The following is a 15,828-nucleotide window of genomic DNA, read 5'->3' as shown; positions in this document are numbered from 1 at the left end:
GCACCTCGTTCCCGCAGCTGCGTTCTATACCCGGCCAACGTGCGGTCCGAAGCAAAGATTCCCTAAACAGGTACGCCGCTGGGATGGTTCTTCATGTCCTCCTTCAGGAGGAGACAGCAGCGACCAAGGGTACGCCCGGGCGGTATGCGAGGTGCACATACGACGGCGCGTCCAAGATCACGTAGTCCGCGCGGGAGCCCGGTCGCAGCACGCCGACGTCGTCGCGGCGCAGCGCGCGGGCGCCGCCGTAGGTGGCCGCCCTGACGGCTTCGAGCGGCGTCATCCTCATCTCGCGTACGGCCAGCGCGATGCAGAACGGCATCGAGGAGGTGAACGACGAGCCGGGGTTGCAGTCGGTCGCGATGGCCACGGTGGCCCCCGCGTCGATGAGCCGGCGCGCGTCCGGGTACGGCGAGCGCGTCGAGAACTCCGCCCCCGGCAGCAACGTCGCCACGGTCTCGGAGGAGGCCAGCGCGTCCACGTCGGCGTCCGACAGGTGGGTGCAGTGGTCGGCGGAGGCCGCCCCGAGCTCGATGGCGATCCGCACCCCCGGCCCCTCGGTGAGCTGGTTGGCGTGGACCCTCGGCCGCAGCCCCGCCTTGACGCCCGCGGTGAGGATCTCCCGCGTCTGGTCGCCGTCGAACGCGCCGCGCTCGCAGAAGACGTCCACCCATTTCGCGTACGGCGCGCAGGCCCCCAGCATCTCCCCCGCCACGAGCCGCACGTACTCGTCGGCGTCGATCCCGGCGGGCACGACGTGCGCGCCCAGGTAGGTGGTCTCGTCCACGAGCCCGGAGGCGATCTCCAGGGAGCGCCGCTCGTCCTCGACGCTGAGCCCGTAGCCGCTCTTGATCTCGACGGTGGTGGTGCCCTGGCGGCGCATCTCGTCGAGGAGGGCGGCGGCGTGGGTGGCCAGTTCGGCGTCGCTGGCCGCGCGGGTGGCGGCGACGGTGGTGCGGATGCCGCCGGCGGTGTACGGCTGGCCGGACATGCGCGCGTCGAACTCGGCGGTACGGTCCCCGGCGAAGATCAGATGGGCGTGGCTGTCCACGAAGCCGGGGATGACGCAGCGCCCGGCGGCGTCCTCGCGCACGTCGGCCACCGGGGCCTCGGCGGCGGTGCCGGTCCAGACGACGCGGCCGTCCTCGACGACCATGGCGGCGTTCTGGATCTCCTCGCGGGCGGGGTCGCCGGTGTAGAGGAGGCCGATGCCGTCGATCAGTTTCGCGCTCACCGCAGGGCTCCTATCGCCTCGGCCAGCATCTGACCGACATTTCCGGAAATGTGGTGGCCGTCGGTCACCACGTGGCGGCCCGAGGAGACCACCGAGTACACGTCCGCCGCCGTCGCCGCGAAGACCACCGCTTCGGCTCCCGTGGCGCCGGCCGTACGGACCGAATCCAGGCGGACCGTGACGAGGTCGGCCCACGCGCCCTCGGCCAGGACCCCCGCGTCCGGGAAGCCCAGCGAGGCGTGGCCGGCCGCCGTCGCGGCCGACAGCAGCTCGGCGGCCCGCCAGTGGCCGCGCTTCTCGCTGGCCAGCCGCTCGTTGAGCTCGACCGCCCGCGCCTCCTCGAACAGGTCGATCACCGCGTGGCTGTCGGAGCCCAGCGTGATCGGCGCGCCCTTGTCGAAGAGCGTCCTGGCGGGGCCGATGCCGTCGGCCAGGTCGCGTTCGGTCGTCGGGCACATGCACACGTGTGTGCGCGAGCCGCCGAGCAGCTCCACGTCGGCGTCGGTGAGGTGCGTGGCGTGCACGGCGGTCGAGCGCGGGCCCAGCGCGCCGTGCTCGTGCAGGACCTGGACCGGCGTGGCCGCGTACCTCTCGACGCAGGCGGCGTTCTCGGCCCGTTGCTCGGAGACGTGGGCGTGCAGCGGCGTGGCGTGCCGGTGGGAGAACTCCGCGACCAGCGGCATCTGCTCCGGCGGCACCGCGCGCACCGAGTGGATCGCGGCCCCGGTCACGACGTCGGCCTGGCCGGCGTAGTGCGCGGACAACTCCTCGGCCCGCACGGCCCAGCGCTCGGCGTCGCCGTCGCCGAAACGGGCCTGGGCGCCGGCCAGCGGCGTGCCGATGCCACCGGCCAGGTAGCAGGTGTCGAGCAGCGCGATGCGCAGCCCGGCCTCGCGGGCGGCCCGCACCAGCGCGTGCCCCATCGCGTTGGGGTCGGCGTAGGGGAGGCCGCCGGGCGCGTGGTGCAGGTAGTGGAACTCGCCGACGCAGGTGATCCCGGCCAGCGCCATCTCGGCGTAGACGGCGCGGGCCAGGGTCAGGTAGGAGTCGGGGTCGAGCCGGGCGGCGATCCCGTACATCTGTTCGCGCCAGGTCCAGAAGTCGCCCTTGCCGGTCTGGGTGGCGCCGCGCAGCGCCCGGTGGAAGGCGTGGGAGTGGGCGTTGGCCAGCCCCGGCACCGTGATCCCCGGCAGCCGTCGCGCGCCGGGTGGCGGCGGGCCCTGGGTGACGGCGGCGATGCGCGCGCCGTCGATCTCGACGATCACGCTCTCGGCCGGGCCGTCGGGCAGCCACGCCTGCTCGCACCAGTAGGTCAGCGGCACAGATCCTCCAGTACGCGGGCGAGCGCCTCGGCCCCGGCGGCGCAGTCGGCCTCCTCGGCGTGCTCGGCGGGCGAGTGGGAGACGCCGGTCGGGTTGCGCACGAACAGCATCGCCGACGGCACCCCCGCCGAGGCCAGGATGCCCGCGTCGTGCCCGGCCCCGGTCGGCAGCACCGGCACGTCACCGGCCGCGGCGGCGACCCGGTCGCGCAGCGCCCGGTCGAAGTCGACCACGGGCGTCCAGGACTCCTCGCTGACCCGCTCCCCCGCGCTCAGCTCCGCCACCAGCGCCCGCACCTCGCGCTCGCCCGCGCCCCTGGCGTCCAGCCACGCCGAGACCAGCCCGGGGATGGTGTTGGCGTTGTTCGGCGAGACGCGCACCTTGCCGAACGTGGCGACCACCCCGTGCCTGCCCGCCGCCTCGCGGGCCGCGAGCACCTTGGCCGCGTAGGCGAGCATCGGGTCGTCGCGGTCCTCCAGGCGCGTCGTGCCCGCGTGGTTGGCCTGCCCGCGAAAATCGAAGCGCCAGCGTCCGTGCGGCCAGATGGCGCTGGCCGCGCCGACCGCCCGGCCGAGGTCGACCAGCCCCCGGCCCTGCTCGACGTGCAGCTCGACGAAGACGCCGACGTGCCCGAGCGTCTCCTCGTCCCTGCCCAGCCCGTACGGCTTGCGCCCCGCCGAGGCCAGCACCTCGGCCAGCGTGCGCCCGTCGTCGTCGGCCAGCCCCCTGGCCCGCTCGGGATCGAGCACCCCGGTCAGCAGGCGCGAGCCCATGCACGGCACCCCGAACCTGGCGCCCTCCTCGTCGGTGAAGCAGGCGATGCCGAGCGGCCGGCCCGGCTCGAACCCCCGCTGCCTGACCAGGTCGAGAGCCTGGAAGGCGGACACGACGCCGAGGGGGCCGTCGTAGGCGCCGCCCTGCCGTACCGAGTCGAGATGGCTGCCCGTGACCACGCCCGGCGTCCTCGACGGGTCGCCCCACCATGCCCAGAGGTTGCCGTTGCGGTCCTCGCGCAGGTCGAGGCCGCGCCGGCCCGCCTCGCCCGCGAACCACTCCCGCAGCTCCAGGTCGGCGGCCGACCAGGCGTCCCTGACGTAGCCGTTGGTCGAGGGATCCCGCCCGATGTGCGCAAGTTCTCCAAGCATGGGAGTCACTCTAGTGAATGAATCCATTCACGTGACCGGGCCGCTCCGGGGACGGAGGGTGAGATCGGTCAGGTGGGCGTCGGAACCTGCGGTGACGGCCGCGGCGATCGCCCTGGCCACGGTCTCCGGCGTCAGGTACTTGGCCGGCTCGAACGCGCCGCCCTCCTGCTCGCGTACCCAGCGTTGCATGTCGGTCGCCACGCGGCCGGGGTAGACGCTGGTGACGCGGAGCGCGGGCTCCTCCTGGCGCAGGGCGTCGGCGAAGGCGCGCAGCGCGAACTTGCTGGCGGCGTAGGCGGCCCAGCCGGGGTTGGCGCGCTGGCCGGCGCCGGAGTTGACGCACACCACGTGGCCTTCGGCGGCGCGCAGCGCGGGCAGCAGCAGGCGGGTCAGCTCGGCGACGGCCACCACGTTGATCTCGTAGGTGTCGCGCCAGACGCGGGCCGGGGTGTCGGCGATGCGGAACAGCTCCGCCACGCCGGCGCTGTGCACGAGCACGTCCAGGCGCGCGATGTCCGGCAGGTCAGCGGCGCTCAGGGTGGTCAGCTCCACCGGCCAGACCTGGGCGCCGGACAGGCCGTCCGCCACCTCGGCCAGGGCCTTCTCGTCGCGTCCGCCGAGGATCAGCCGGTGGGTCGGGGCCAGCGCCCGCGCGACGGCCGCGCCCACCCCGCGAGAGGCCCCCGTCACCAGCGCGATCGGTCGTTCACTCATGCCGTCACCCTAGTCACCCTTGACACATACTCAAATTTGTACTCAAACTTTAGTGCATGTCCTCGACTCGCGTACTCATCCTCGGCACCCTGCTCGACGGCCCGCTGAACGGTTATCAGGTCAGACGGCAACTGGAGATGATGGGCGCGGACATCTGGGCCAACGTGGCCTACGGGTCGATCTACCACGGGCTGTCGAAGATGGCCGACGAGGGGCTGCTCGACGTCGTCGAGAGCGGCAAGGGAGGCAAGACCGTCTACGCGCTCAGCGACGACGGCCGCTTCGAGTTCTACCGGCTGCTCATGCCCTTCTGGTACGAGATCAAGCCCATCGTCGACCCGTTCCAGGTCGCGCTGACGTTCATGGACAGGCTCGGCAAGCCCGACCTGCTCGCCGCGGTGCGCGGCAGGAAAGAGCAGCTCCAGATGGCCATCGCGATGACCGAACGGGCGCTGGGCAGCAAGCAGCGCCACGGCGCGCCCCGGCACATCGACGAGAACCTCAAACTCAACATCGGCATGCTCAAGGCCCAGCTCGAATGGTGCGAGGACGCCGTGCAAAAGGTGGAAGACGACGAGCTTCCCTGAGGAGAACGATGATCATTCAGGCGACGAACTTAAGGAAGACCTTCACCACGAGGAGCAGAAAGGGCGTCCAGACGGTCGAGGCCGTCAGGGGCGTGGACCTCGCGGTGGAGAAGGGTGAGATCTTCGGCGTGCTCGGCCCCAACGGGGCAGGAAAGACGACCACGATCCGGATGCTCGCCACGCTGATCGTGCCCGACGCCGGCGAGGCCGTCGTGGCCGGGCACGACCTGCTCAAGGACCCCGCGGGCGTACGGCGCAACCTCGGCTACGTCTCCCAGGCAGGCGGCGTAGAGGAGGGCAACAGCCCGCGCGCCCAGATCGTCTTCGCGGCCAAGATCTACGGCGTGGCCGAGCCGGCCAAGGCCGCCGAGGACGTGCTGCGCCGGTTCGACCTGCTGGATCTTGCCGACCGGCCGGGCCGTACCCTGTCGGGCGGGCAGAAGCGGCGTGTGGCCATCGCGCTCGGCCTGGTGCACGCGCCGCCGCTGCTGTTCCTCGACGAGCCCACCACGGGCCTGGACCCGCAGAACCGCGCCAACCTCTGGGACCGCATCCGCGAGCTGCGCGAGCTGGGCACCAGCGTGCTGCTCAGCACGCACTACCTGGACGAGGCCGACGCCCTGTGCGACCGGCTGGCGATCGTGGACCACGGCGTGGTCGTGGCCGAGGGCACCCCGTCCGACCTCAAGCGCGAGGTCTCCGGCGACGTGGTGAGCCTGCGGCTGGACGAGCTCGACCGCGCCGCCGAGACGCTGGGCCCGCTGGCCCGCGGCACCCGCGTGGACGACGACGTGCTGCGCGTCTACCTCGACGACGGCGAGCACATGCTGCCCGCCCTGCTCAGGCGGCTGGAGGAGGAGCGGCTCGAACTGCGCTCGATCGCGCTGGACCGCTCGACGCTCGACGACGTCTTCCTCGCCAAGACCGGACGCTCGCTCAGGGACACGGGAGCCGCCGCATGATCCGCGACACCTCGCTCTTCTTCGCCCACGAGGTCAGGAACACGCTGCGCAACCCGATCTGGCCGCTGTTCGGCATCATGCAGCCGGTCATGTACCTGCTGCTGTTCGCTCCGCTGTTCGCCGGCATGGGCTTCGCCGGCGACCTCGGGCAGGCGCTGACCAGCTTCGCCCCCGGCATGCTGGTGATCACCGCGCTGTTCGGCTCGATGGGCGTCGCCTACGGCACGATCTACGAGATGCGCAAGGGCGTCCTGGAGCGCATCGCGGTCAGCCCGACCCGGCGCCCGGCGATCGTCCTCGGCCGGATGCTGCGCGACGTGGTCGTGCTGGTGATCCAGTCGCTCATCGTCATGGTGGTCGCCGTGATCATGGGCATGCGGGTCGGCCTCGGCGGCATCCTGCTCATGGTGCTCCTGCTGGCTCTGACCGGCCTGTTCTCCTCGGGCGTGGCCTACGGCCTGGCGCTCAGCCTGCGCGACGAGAACGCCATGGGCCAGATCATGCAGTTCTTCGCGCTGCCGCTGATGCTCCTGTCGGGCGCGCTGCTGCCGATGGCCTTCGGACCCGCCTGGCTGGAGAAGGTCTCCTGGTTCACGCCCTTCTACCACCCGGTCGAGGCGGGCCGCGCGCTGTTCGCCGGTGACTTCGGCGACGCCAACGTGCCGCTGGCCTTCGTCATCATGCTCGGCCTCGCGGTGCTGACCGTCACCTGGTCGGTGCGCTCGCTACGCCGGATCGCAGGGTAGCTCGGCGAAGGTGCCGCTCTCCTCGGTCGTCTTCTCGTACTCCTCCAGCCGCGCCTGCGTGCGCAGCGGCGCCGCGTCGGCCATGGCCTCCACCAGGGCCATGGCCAGCGCGAGCGGCGCGGCGTGGGAGTCGAACACGAGCCGGTCGCCGACGGGCGCGTCGAGCACGACCTCCGCGGGAAAGTCCGGCCGGTCCGTGATGACCGCCGTCCGCAGCCCCGCCTTCTCGGCATATTCCAGCGCCTGTACGGCTTCCGCCGGATACCTGGGCAGCACGACGGCCAGCACCCACCCCGCCCCTGCCCTGCGCACCGCGTGCAACCCGTCGATCAGCTCGGAGCCCCCGTGCACCAGCAGCCGCACGTCGGGATGGATCCGGCGGGCGTAGTAGGCGAACGTGGTGGCCAGCCCCGACGACACCCGCAGGCCCAGCACCGGCAGCGGTTCCGTGGCGGCCAGCGCCTCGCCCAGCTCCTTGATCGGCAGGGTGCTCAGCCGCTCGCGCACCGCCGCCAGGTTGCGGATCTCGTCGTCCAGGGCGGTACGGATCAGCGTGTCCTCGGGCGGCCGCGGCCCGCCCAGCACGAGCGGCCGCAGCGCCTGCTTGAGCTCGGGGTAACCGGCGAAGCCCAGGACCATCGCGAACCTGGTGACCGACGGCTGGCTGACCCCGGCCCGCTCGGCCAGTTCGACGCTGGACAGGAAGATCGCGTCGTCGAGGTGCTCGGACAGGTAATGCGCGATCCGGCGCTGCACAGGCGACAGCCGCCGCCCGTCGAGCAGCGCCTCAAGCCCGGAATGCGTCACGCCACCTCCAACGCCGCCGATCCGGCGATCCCATCCCGCGTATCCCGAAATGTGGGCACCACTTGGCCGGTCAGGCGGGCTTTGTGACGGCGAGTGCCCCGTCCGGCGTGAGAAGCGCCCGATGATCGGGCGCTGCCCACGGCGGCGGGAGGCGGTGGTGCGGCGGAGCCGTAACGGATCTAGGACTCTCTCATCGGGATGCGGACGCCGCGGGCGTCGGCGACGGCCGCGGCCTCCTCGTATCCCGCGTCGACGTGCCGCATCACGCCGGTGCCCGGGTCGTTGGTGAGCACGCGGCTGACCTTCTCCCTGCCCAGCGCGGTGCCGTCGGCCACGGTCACCTGTCCGGCGTGGATGGAGCGGCCGATGCCGACGCCGCCGCCGTGGTGGATCGAGACCCACGCGGCGCCGGAGGCGGTGTTGAGCATGGCGTTGAGCAGCGGCCAGTCGGCGATGGCGTCCGAGCCGTCCGCCATGGCCTCAGTCTCTCGGTACGGGGAGGCCACGGAGCCGCTGTCGAGGTGGTCACGTCCGATGACGATCGGCGCCTGGAGCTCTCCGCCGGCCACCATGTCGTTGAAGCGCTCGCCGGCCAGGTTCCGCTCGCCGTACCCGAGCCAGCAGATGCGCGCGGGCAGGCCCTGGAAGTGGACCTTCTCCCCGGCCTTGCGGATCCAGCGGGCCAGCGGCTCGTTGTCCGGGAAGAGGTCGAGGATGGCCTGGTCGGTCTTGTGGATGTCCTCGGGCGAGCCGGACAGCGCCGCCCAGCGGAACGGGCCCTTGCCCTCGCAGAACAGCGGTCTGATGTAGGCGGGCACGAAGCCGGGGAAGTCGAAGGCGCGGGAGTACCCGGCGAGCTGGGCCTCGCCGCGGATGGAGTTGCCGTAGTCGAAGACCTCGGCTCCGGCGTCCTTGAAGCCGACCATGGCCTCGACGTGCCTGGCCATGGACTCGCGGGCCTTCTGCGTGAACCCCGCGGGGTCCTTCTCGCGCGCGGCGGACATGTCCTCGAAGGCGACGCCGACCGGCAGGTACATGAGCGGGTCGTGGGCCGAGGTCTGGTCGGTGACGATGTCGATCTCGGCGCCACGGGCCAGCAGGTCGGGCAGTGCCTCGGCGGCGTTGGCCACCACGCCGATGGACAGCGGGCGGCGCTCGTCGCGGGCCTGGTAGGCCAGGCGCAGCGCCTCGTCGAGCGAGTCGGCCTTGACGTCGAGGTAGCGGTGCTCGATGCGGCGCTCCACCGAGCGGGGATCGCAGTCGACGCAGATGGCGACGCCGCCGTTCATGGTGACCGCGAGCGGCTGCGCGCCGCCCATGCCGCCGAGCCCGGCGGTGAGCGTGATCGTCCCGGCGAGCGTGCCACCGAAGCGCTTGGCGGCCACGGCGGCGAACGTCTCGTAGGTGCCCTGGAGGATGCCCTGGGTGCCGATGTAGATCCAGGAACCGGCGGTCATCTGCCCGTACATGGTGAGCCCCGCCGCCTCCAGCCTGCGGAACTCCTCCCAGTTGGCCCAGTCGGGCACCAGGTTGGAGTTGGCGATGAGGACGCGGGGCGCCCACTCGTGCGTGCGGAACACGCCGACCGGGCGGCCCGACTGCACGAGCAGCGTCTCGTCGCCTTCGAGCGTGGTGAGCGTGCGGACCATCGCGTCGAACGAGGGCCAGTCGCGCGCGGCCTTCCCCGAGCCGCCGTAGACGACGAGCTGCTCGGGGTGCTCGGCGACCTCCGGGTCCAGGTTGTTCTGGAGCATCCGGAGCGCCGCCTCCTGCGGCCACCCCTTGGCGGTGAGCGTGGTACCCCTCGGCGCGCGGACGACCCGGGTCATGACGTCTCCTCTGAATGAACATATTCACCTATGTCACTCGAAGAGTACAGGTCAGCGGCGCTAGCTCACCAGGAACTGGGTCGCGGCCAGCTCGCGGTAGAGCGCGTCGGCGCCCACGAGCTCCTCGTGCGTGCCCACGGCCCGTGCCTTGCCCGCCTCCATGACCACGATGCGGTCGGCGTTGGTGACGGTCGACAGGCGGTGGGCGATGACCAGCACCGTCGTCTCCTTGGCCACCTCGGCGATGACCTCGCGCAGGCGCAGCTCGTTGACCGCGTCCAGTTGCGAGGTGGCCTCGTCGAGCAGCAGCAGCCGGGGCTTGCGCAGCAGGGCGCGGGCAATGGCCACCCGCTGCCGCTCGCCGCCCGACAGCAGCACACCCCGGTGCCCGACCGGCGTCTCCAGCCCCTCGGGGAGCCTGGCCACCAGGTCGTCGAGCCGGGTACGGCGCACCGCCCGCCACAGGTCCTCGTCGGTGGCGTCCGTGGCGGCGAACAGCAGGTTCTCCCGCAGGGTCCCGGCCAGCACGGGCGCGTCCTGCTCCACGTAGCCGAGCGTGGCGCGCAGGTCGCCGAGCGGCCAGTCGCGGATCTCCCTGCCGCCGACGGTGATGGTCCCGCCTTGGTGGTCGTAGAAGCGCTCCAGCAAGGCGAAGACCGTCGACTTGCCCGCTCCCGACGGGCCCACGAGCGCGGTCAGCCCGCCTGGCGGCACCTCGAACGTGACGCCGTGGTGCACCTGCTCGCGGTCCTCGCCGTACTGGAAGGTGACGTCCTCGAAGGTCACGCCGACCGGCTCGCCCTCGCGGGAGGTCGGGGCGGACGACGGCTCGGCGGGCAGGTCCTCGATCTCGCGGATGCGCTTGAGCGCGGCCAGGCCGTTCTGCAACTGCACCGCTCCCTCGACGAGCTGGCCGATCGGCGCCACCAGGTAGAAGAGGTAGAGCAGGAACGCGATCAGCGCGGAGACCTCCAGCGTCCCGGCCGCCACCCGGGCGCCGCCGACCGCCAGCACGCACAGGAACGCGATCTGGACCGCCATCCAGGTGGCCACTCCGGCCAGCGAGGTCCAGCCCGCCACCTGCAGGCCGCGGTCGCGGGCGCGTACCGCGGCCTCGCCGACGACCTCGACCTCGCGCTCCTCGGCGCCGCTCGCCTTCACCGTCCGGTACGCCTGCAGCGCCCGGTCGAGCACCGCGCCCATCTCGCCCACGGCTTCCTGCGCCTGGTGCTGGGCCCGCTGGATCTTCGGCATGACCAGCGCCACGAGCCCGCCGATGACGACGATGACCAGCAGCGTCACCAGCAGCAGGATGCCGTCCATGGCGGCCATCATGACGATCGCGCCGACGAGCATGAAGACGGAGCCGATGGAGTCGACGATGCCGTTGGTCAGCACCGAGCGCAGCAGCGTCGTGTCGCCGGTCACCCGTGACAGCAGGTCACCGGGCTTGAGGCGATCCACGTCGGCCACGCGCAGCCTGAGCAGGCGGTCGACGAGCCGGCGCCGCGCGCCGAGGACGATGCCCTCGCCGGTGCGCTCCATCAGGTAGCTGCCCCCGGCCGAGACGACCGCGCCCACCAGCACCGCGATGGTGAGCCCGATCAGCGGCGCGGCCATGGACTGCCGGGCGCCGAACGCGTCGACCACGTACTTGGCCAGCAGCGGCATGGCCAGGCCCGCGATCGAGCCGATCAGGCTGAGCACGCCGCCCAGCACCAGGATCCCCCGATGCGGCCTGAGGTACCCGAACAGCACCTTGAGCGGCGCCTTGCCCCCTGCGTCCTCGTCCATCATTCCCCTTTCCGGAATATCCGATAGCTCCAACGAACGAGCGGCTCAATCCGCACCCGTCAACCTAAATTGACGACCTAAGTATGTCAACTTTGATTGACTTCTCATCCCCGAGGAGGAGTCGCGCGAATAGGGCGTCGAGGAACCCCGGCCGGAACCTCACACCAGGACCGACACTGAAAGGACCGAACATGGAGCTCCGGATCAACCGGCGCGCCCTTGTCGGACTGGGCGTCGCGGCGGCTTTGACCGCCTCCTCGTTCGCCCTGCTCCGGACCGACACCGGCACGGCTTCCTCCCACCGCGAGGCCCCTGCGATCTCGGGCGACCCCCGCAACGACAACACCGACGTCTACGCGTTCGTCAGCCCCGACAAGCCCGACAGCGTCACGCTGCTCGCCAACTGGATCCCGTTCGAGGAACCCCAGGGCGGCCCGAACTTCTACTTCTTCGACACCAAGTCCCGTTACAACATCAAGATCGACAACGACGGCGACGCCAAGCCGGATATCACCTACCAGTGGACCTTCCGCGACGAGGACAAGCGCGGCAACACCACGTTCCTGTACAACAACGGCCCCGTCACCTCGCTGAACGACCAGAACCTCCTGTTCCGCCAGCGCTACACGCTCAAGCGGATCACCGAGGGCGGCAGCCGTACCCTCGTCTCCAACGGCGTCGTGGCGCCCAGCAACGTCGGGCCCGCCTCGATGCCCGACTACGGCACGCTGCGCACGCAGGCGATCACCAACATCCCCGGCGGCAAGACCTTCGCCGGGCAGTCCGACGAGGCGTTCTTCCTCGACCTGCACGTCTTCGACCTGCTCTACGGCGGCAACCTGTCCGAGGTCGGCCAGGACACGCTCAAGGGCTACAACGTCCACACGCTCGGCCTGCAGATCCCGGCCAAGGACCTCGCCCTCAAGGGCGACGCCAAGCGCAACCCGGTCATCGGCGTGTGGTCCTCCACCGACAAGTGGGGACCCAACGGGTACAAGCAGGTCTCGCGCCTGGGTGAGCCGCTGGTCAACGAACTGGTCGTGCCCGCCGGGCTGAAGGACGCCTTCAACGCGCTGCCGCCGGAGAAGGACGCCGACGTCCCGGCCGTCGTCAAGCGGGTCACCGACCCCGAACTGGCCAGGCTCCTGGAGTCCATCTACGGCATCAAGGCCCCCGCCATCCCGCGCAACGACCTGGTCCAGATCTTCCTGACCGGCATCGCCAAGGGCAACGGCCCGATCATGGCCGACCTGAACTCGCAGTCGCTCAACAAGGACGCGGGCAAGCTGCGTCCCGCCGAGATGATGCGGCTCAACATGTCGATCCCGCCCGCCAAGGACCCCAACCGGCTCGGCGTGCTCGGCGGCGACCTCCAGGGCTTCCCGAACGGCCGGCGGCTCGGCGACGACGTCGTGGACATCGAGCTCCAGGCCGTGGCCGGCGCCGCGGTGTCGGGCAAGCTCATCCCGGCGCTGACCGACAAGGTCGACGCGAACGACAAGCCGTTCGGCGCCACGTTCCCGTACATCCCGTTGCCCAGCAACGTCTCGGTGAACCAGCGATAGACCACAGCCCGGCCGCTCCTCCTCTCCGGGGGCGGCCGGTGTCCCCCGGCGGGCGCGACTCCCGATCGCCCGCCAAGGACCGGCCGGCCGCACCCCGTCGCGGCCGGCCGGTCACCTCCCGCCGTTCACCCCGGGCCGTCTTTTGTGCCCTTCACCCCCGTCCCCGGCTCCTTGCGGCCGACCCCTTTTGTCCTTCACCGACGCCACCGGCTCCTCGCGGCCGGTCCCCCGAACGGAGCCGTCCGCCATGCGCTGGATCGTCGCGCTCGTCCTGGCCGGAGCCCTGGCGCTGACCGCCTACGCGGTGCTCGCCCCGCCCGCGCCCCCGGCCGGAGCGCCTCCCGTGTTCACCGAGACGCTGCGGGCGCGCCTGGCCCGGCTGCCCGGCGACTACCGCGCCTGGGCCCAGCTCGGCATGGAGCACGTCGAACAGGCCAGGATCACCGGCGACCCCGCCCACTACCCCAAGGCGGAGGGCGCGCTGGCCAAGGCCGCGGCGCTGGCGCCGCGTGACGACGCCGTCCTGACCGGCCGCGCGGCCCTCGCCGCCGGCCGCCACGAGTTCAAGCAGGCGGTACGGCTGGCCGAGCAGGCCATCGCCGCCAACGCCTACAGCGCGTCCGCCCACGGCATCCTGGCCGACGCCCTCACCCAGCTCGGCGACCTGCCCGGCGCCCGGCGCGCCGTGGACAGGATGCTGGGGCTGCGGCCCGGGGTGGCGTCGTTCGCCCGCGCCTCCTATGCCGCCGAGCTGCGCGGGGACACGGCCGGGGCGAACGAGCTGATGCGGCTCGCGCACGAGGACGCGTACCTGCCGGCCGATCTCGCCTATACCCGCTACTACCTGGGCGAGCTAGCCCTGCGCTCCGGCGCGCTGCGGGAGGCCGAGCGCTGGTACACGCTCGCCCAGCAGGCGATGCCCGCCTACGTGCCCGCGACCGCCGGCCGCGCCCGGGTGGCCGCTCTCTCGGGCAGACTGCCGGAAGCCCTCGACCTCTACCAGACCGTCGTCAACCGGCTCCCCCTCCCCCAATACCTGCTCGAACAGGGCGAGACGCGCATCAAGGCCGGCCTGCCCGCCGACTGGACACTTCTGAGGGCCCAGCGGCGTCTCTACCAGGACGCCGGTGTCCGCGACGCCCTGACCTGGGCGGAGTTCGAGGCCGACCACGGCTCGCCGGCCGCCGCCGTCCGCCTGGCCCGCGCCGAATACGCCGACAACCGCAACCCCGTCGCCGCCGACGCGCTGGCCTGGGCGTTGCACCGGGCGGGGCGCTCGCGGGAGGCGCTGCCGTACGCGGAGAAGGCGACGGCGAGCGGCTGGCGCAACGCGATCCTCCACCACCACCGCGCCGAGATCGAACGCGCCCTGGGCCGCCGCCCCACCGCCCTGCCCGCCAAGCGCCTGAACCCCGCCTTCGACCCGTCCCTGCCCGCACTTGCGAGGTTCTCGTGAGCATGATCGCGTCCCTGGCCCTGACCGGCGCCCTCCTGGCCCATCCTCTGGGCAACTTCACCGTCAACCACCACAACGCGCTGCGGGTGTTCCCCGATCGGGTCGAGAACACCGCCGTCGTGGACCTGGCCGAACTGCCCACCCTGCAGGCGGGCGACGGGCTGTCCGCCACCGCGGAGTGCGCCGCACTCGCCCGTGCACAACGCCTGCTCGTCAGGGGTACGGCGGTGCCGTGGCGGGTGACCTCCTCGACCCTGTCGTACACGCCTGGGCAGGGTGGGCTGCGGACGAGCCGGTTGACATGCGGCTTGGTGGCCGCCATACCTGCCGCTGGCGACATTTACGGCGACGTCACCTTTGAGGACCTTTTTCAGCAGGAACGGATCGGGTGGCGGGAGATCACTGCGGTGGGGTCCGGCGTCCGGCTGTCCGCCTCGACCGTCGCAACGTCCAGCGTGAGCGACGAACTACGCCGCTATCCCGACGACCTCCTGTCCAACCCCCTGAACCAGCACACCGCCACCTTCACCCTCACCCCCGGCTCCACGACCGGATCGAGCCCCGGTCCCGATTCTGCCTCCATGCCCGGGACCGGTACCCGTACCGGCGAGGTGGGAGCCGGGGGCTTGGTGGCGTCGCCCGTGATCGGCGGGCCGGTCGGGGAGGCCCTCGCCTTCGTGGACCGCACCTTCACCGACCTGATCGGCGCCGACGGCCTCACGCTGCCTCTCGGGCTGCTCGCGGTACTGCTGGCGGTGCTCCTCGGAGCCGGACACGCGCTGATCCCCGGGCACGGCAAGACCATCATGGCCGCGTACCTGGCCGGTCGCAGGGGCCGCCCGCGCGACGCGCTGGTGGTGGGCGCCACGGTGACGGCCACCCACACGGCCGCGGTCCTGGTGGTCGGGTTGCTGCTGAGCGCGTTCACGGTCTTGGCCGGGGAGTCCGTGCTGTCCTGGCTAGGGGTGGCCAGCGGGGTACTGATCGCCGCAATCGGCCTCAAACTCCTAACCTCCCGCACCCACGGGCATGGGCACGGACACGGACACGGACACGGACACGGACACGGGCACGGGCACGGGCACGGGCACGGGCACGGGCACGGGCACGGGCACGGCCATGCGCACGAGCACACGGGACGGCACGGACGAGTGGAAGAGCGCATGGGCGAGCCAGGAGACGTTCACGATGGCGAGCACGGCGATATCCCGGCGGTTGGCCATGGACACGGACATGGCCACGGCGACGACCCTGGGGATGGGCACGGTCCTGGGGGCGGGCACGGCGACAACTTGCCCGTCGGGCACGGGCACAGGCATGGGCATGGGCGGGGGTATCGGGGGCGGGGGTTGGTGGGGTTGGGGGTGGCGGGTGGGCTGGTGCCGAGTCCGTCGGCGCTGATCGTGCTGCTGGGGGCGATCGGGCTGGGCCGTACCTGGTTCGGCGTCGCGCTCGTGGCCGCCTACGGCCTGGGCATGGCGGCGACCCTGACCGCCACCGGCCTACTCCTGGTCAAGCTGGCCGACCGCCTGGAACGCCGCGCCGCGACCGGCCACCGCGTCGCCGCCCGCCTGTCAGGGCTGGCCCCGGTGGGCACCGCCGCGATGGTCGTGCTGCTGGGCGCCGGCCTGGCCATCCGCTCAGCCACCGGCGTCCTTTAGGCCGTG

13 protein-coding genes are annotated in these 15,828 nt (G+C 71.9%); 6 read left to right on the top strand and 7 right to left on the bottom strand.

The window, feature by feature from the left end; translation table 11 throughout:
• Window positions 1-103: 103 nt before the first annotated feature.
• From hutI to ACIBEJ_RS45090, 4 genes are read right to left on the bottom strand one after another with little or no spacing between them, the layout of a single operon-like run.
• Entirely contained in the window at window positions 104-1,234 is a 1,131-nt protein-coding gene (gene hutI / locus ACIBEJ_RS45105) for an imidazolonepropionase (protein WP_397189136.1), read from the bottom strand.
• Window positions 1,231-2,556 carry a formimidoylglutamate deiminase gene (locus ACIBEJ_RS45100; protein ID WP_397189135.1) on the bottom strand — a complete coding sequence of 442 codons (1,326 nt, stop codon included), beginning with the start codon at window positions 2,554-2,556 and terminating at the stop codon, window positions 1,231-1,233. Before ACIBEJ_RS45100 ends, hutI begins: the two co-directional genes overlap by 4 nt.
• A complete protein-coding gene (locus ACIBEJ_RS45095) occupies window positions 2,547-3,701 on the bottom strand; it encodes an allantoate amidohydrolase (protein WP_397189134.1) in 1,155 nt (384 codons plus the stop codon). The genes ACIBEJ_RS45100 and ACIBEJ_RS45095 overlap by 10 nt, the downstream gene beginning before the upstream one ends.
• Before the next feature lie 27 nt (window positions 3,702-3,728).
• Window positions 3,729-4,415: an SDR family oxidoreductase gene (locus tag ACIBEJ_RS45090; protein ID WP_397189133.1), complete on the bottom strand. Its 687-nt coding sequence runs from the start codon at window positions 4,413-4,415 to the stop codon at window positions 3,729-3,731.
• A 56-nt stretch (window positions 4,416-4,471) separates the two neighbouring features.
• On the opposite strand from ACIBEJ_RS45090, the gene ACIBEJ_RS45085 reads away from it, so the two are divergent.
• Genes ACIBEJ_RS45085 through ACIBEJ_RS45075 form a run of 3 tightly spaced genes read left to right on the top strand, consistent with a single transcriptional unit; the run spans window position 4,472 to window position 6,710 of the window.
• Window positions 4,472-5,002, top strand: coding sequence for a PadR family transcriptional regulator (locus tag ACIBEJ_RS45085; protein ID WP_397189132.1), 531 nt, complete (start codon window positions 4,472-4,474; stop codon window positions 5,000-5,002).
• 8 nt (window positions 5,003-5,010) lie between these two features.
• On the top strand, window positions 5,011-5,964 hold the full coding sequence (locus ACIBEJ_RS45080; protein ID WP_397189131.1) for an ATP-binding cassette domain-containing protein: 954 nt from the start codon (window positions 5,011-5,013) through the stop codon (window positions 5,962-5,964).
• Entirely contained in the window at window positions 5,961-6,710 is a 750-nt protein-coding gene (locus tag ACIBEJ_RS45075; RefSeq protein WP_397189130.1) for an ABC transporter permease, read from the top strand. The genes ACIBEJ_RS45080 and ACIBEJ_RS45075 overlap by 4 nt, the downstream gene beginning before the upstream one ends.
• Here ACIBEJ_RS45075 and ACIBEJ_RS45070 read toward each other — a convergent pair.
• From ACIBEJ_RS45070 to ACIBEJ_RS45060, 3 genes are all read right to left on the bottom strand, one after another.
• Window positions 6,690-7,517, bottom strand: a complete 828-nt coding sequence (locus ACIBEJ_RS45070; protein WP_397189129.1) for a MurR/RpiR family transcriptional regulator — start codon at window positions 7,515-7,517, stop codon at window positions 6,690-6,692. The two genes, ACIBEJ_RS45075 and ACIBEJ_RS45070, sit on opposite strands and share 21 nt — an antisense overlap.
• Before the next feature lie 179 nt (window positions 7,518-7,696).
• On the bottom strand, window positions 7,697-9,346 hold the full coding sequence (hutU, locus tag ACIBEJ_RS45065; protein WP_397189128.1) for a urocanate hydratase: 1,650 nt from the start codon (window positions 9,344-9,346) through the stop codon (window positions 7,697-7,699).
• 60 nt (window positions 9,347-9,406) lie between these two features.
• The gene (locus ACIBEJ_RS45060) at window positions 9,407-11,143 is read right to left on the bottom strand and encodes an ABC transporter ATP-binding protein (protein ID WP_397189127.1); all 1,737 of its coding nucleotides are present in this window, start codon (window positions 11,141-11,143) and stop codon (window positions 9,407-9,409) included.
• A 188-nt stretch (window positions 11,144-11,331) separates the two neighbouring features.
• Here ACIBEJ_RS45060 and ACIBEJ_RS45055 point away from each other — a divergent pair, with 188 nt between their 5' ends.
• The 3 genes from ACIBEJ_RS45055 to ACIBEJ_RS45045 all read left to right on the top strand — a co-directional run bounded on the left by ACIBEJ_RS45055 (window position 11,332) and on the right by ACIBEJ_RS45045 (window position 15,822).
• Window positions 11,332-12,705: a DUF4331 domain-containing protein gene (locus ACIBEJ_RS45055; RefSeq protein WP_397189126.1), complete on the top strand. Its 1,374-nt coding sequence runs from the start codon at window positions 11,332-11,334 to the stop codon at window positions 12,703-12,705.
• A 247-nt stretch (window positions 12,706-12,952) separates the two neighbouring features.
• Window positions 12,953-14,161: a tetratricopeptide repeat protein gene (locus tag ACIBEJ_RS45050; RefSeq protein WP_397189125.1), complete on the top strand. Its 1,209-nt coding sequence runs from the start codon at window positions 12,953-12,955 to the stop codon at window positions 14,159-14,161.
• A 2-nt stretch (window positions 14,162-14,163) separates the two neighbouring features.
• Window positions 14,164-15,822, top strand: a complete 1,659-nt coding sequence (locus tag ACIBEJ_RS45045) for a High-affinity nickel-transporter (RefSeq protein ID WP_397189124.1) — start codon at window positions 14,164-14,166, stop codon at window positions 15,820-15,822.
• Window positions 15,823-15,828: the final 6 nt, after the last annotated feature.

Origin of the sequence: Nonomuraea sp. NPDC050790, assembly GCF_044456745.1 — a bacterium.
GTDB lineage: Bacteria > Actinomycetota > Actinomycetes > Streptosporangiales > Streptosporangiaceae > Nonomuraea.
The sequence above is the reverse complement of the archived record's forward strand: the minus strand, read 5'-3'. Positions and strand labels throughout refer to the sequence as shown.

Bases quoted from the DNA above. Each gene is read 5' to 3' on its own strand.
- ACIBEJ_RS45045 (WP_397189124.1), top strand. From the start codon at position 14,164: ATGATCGCGTCCCTGGCCCTGACCGGCGCCCTCCTGGCCCATCCTCTG.
- ACIBEJ_RS45050 (WP_397189125.1), top strand. From the start codon at position 12,953: ATGCGCTGGATCGTCGCGCTCGTCCTGGCCGGAGCCCTGGCGCTGACC.
- ACIBEJ_RS45055 (WP_397189126.1), top strand. From the start codon at position 11,332: ATGGAGCTCCGGATCAACCGGCGCGCCCTTGTCGGACTGGGCGTCGCG.
- ACIBEJ_RS45085 (WP_397189132.1), top strand. From the start codon at position 4,472: ATGTCCTCGACTCGCGTACTCATCCTCGGCACCCTGCTCGACGGCCCG.
- ACIBEJ_RS45060 (WP_397189127.1), bottom strand. From the start codon at position 11,143: ATGATGGACGAGGACGCAGGGGGCAAGGCGCCGCTCAAGGTGCTGTTC.
- ACIBEJ_RS45075 (WP_397189130.1), top strand. From the start codon at position 5,961: ATGATCCGCGACACCTCGCTCTTCTTCGCCCACGAGGTCAGGAACACG.
- ACIBEJ_RS45095 (WP_397189134.1), bottom strand. From the start codon at position 3,701: ATGCTTGGAGAACTTGCGCACATCGGGCGGGATCCCTCGACCAACGGC.
- hutU (WP_397189128.1), bottom strand. From the start codon at position 9,346: ATGACCCGGGTCGTCCGCGCGCCGAGGGGTACCACGCTCACCGCCAAG.
- ACIBEJ_RS45090 (WP_397189133.1), bottom strand. From the start codon at position 4,415: ATGAGTGAACGACCGATCGCGCTGGTGACGGGGGCCTCTCGCGGGGTG.
- ACIBEJ_RS45080 (WP_397189131.1), top strand. From the start codon at position 5,011: ATGATCATTCAGGCGACGAACTTAAGGAAGACCTTCACCACGAGGAGC.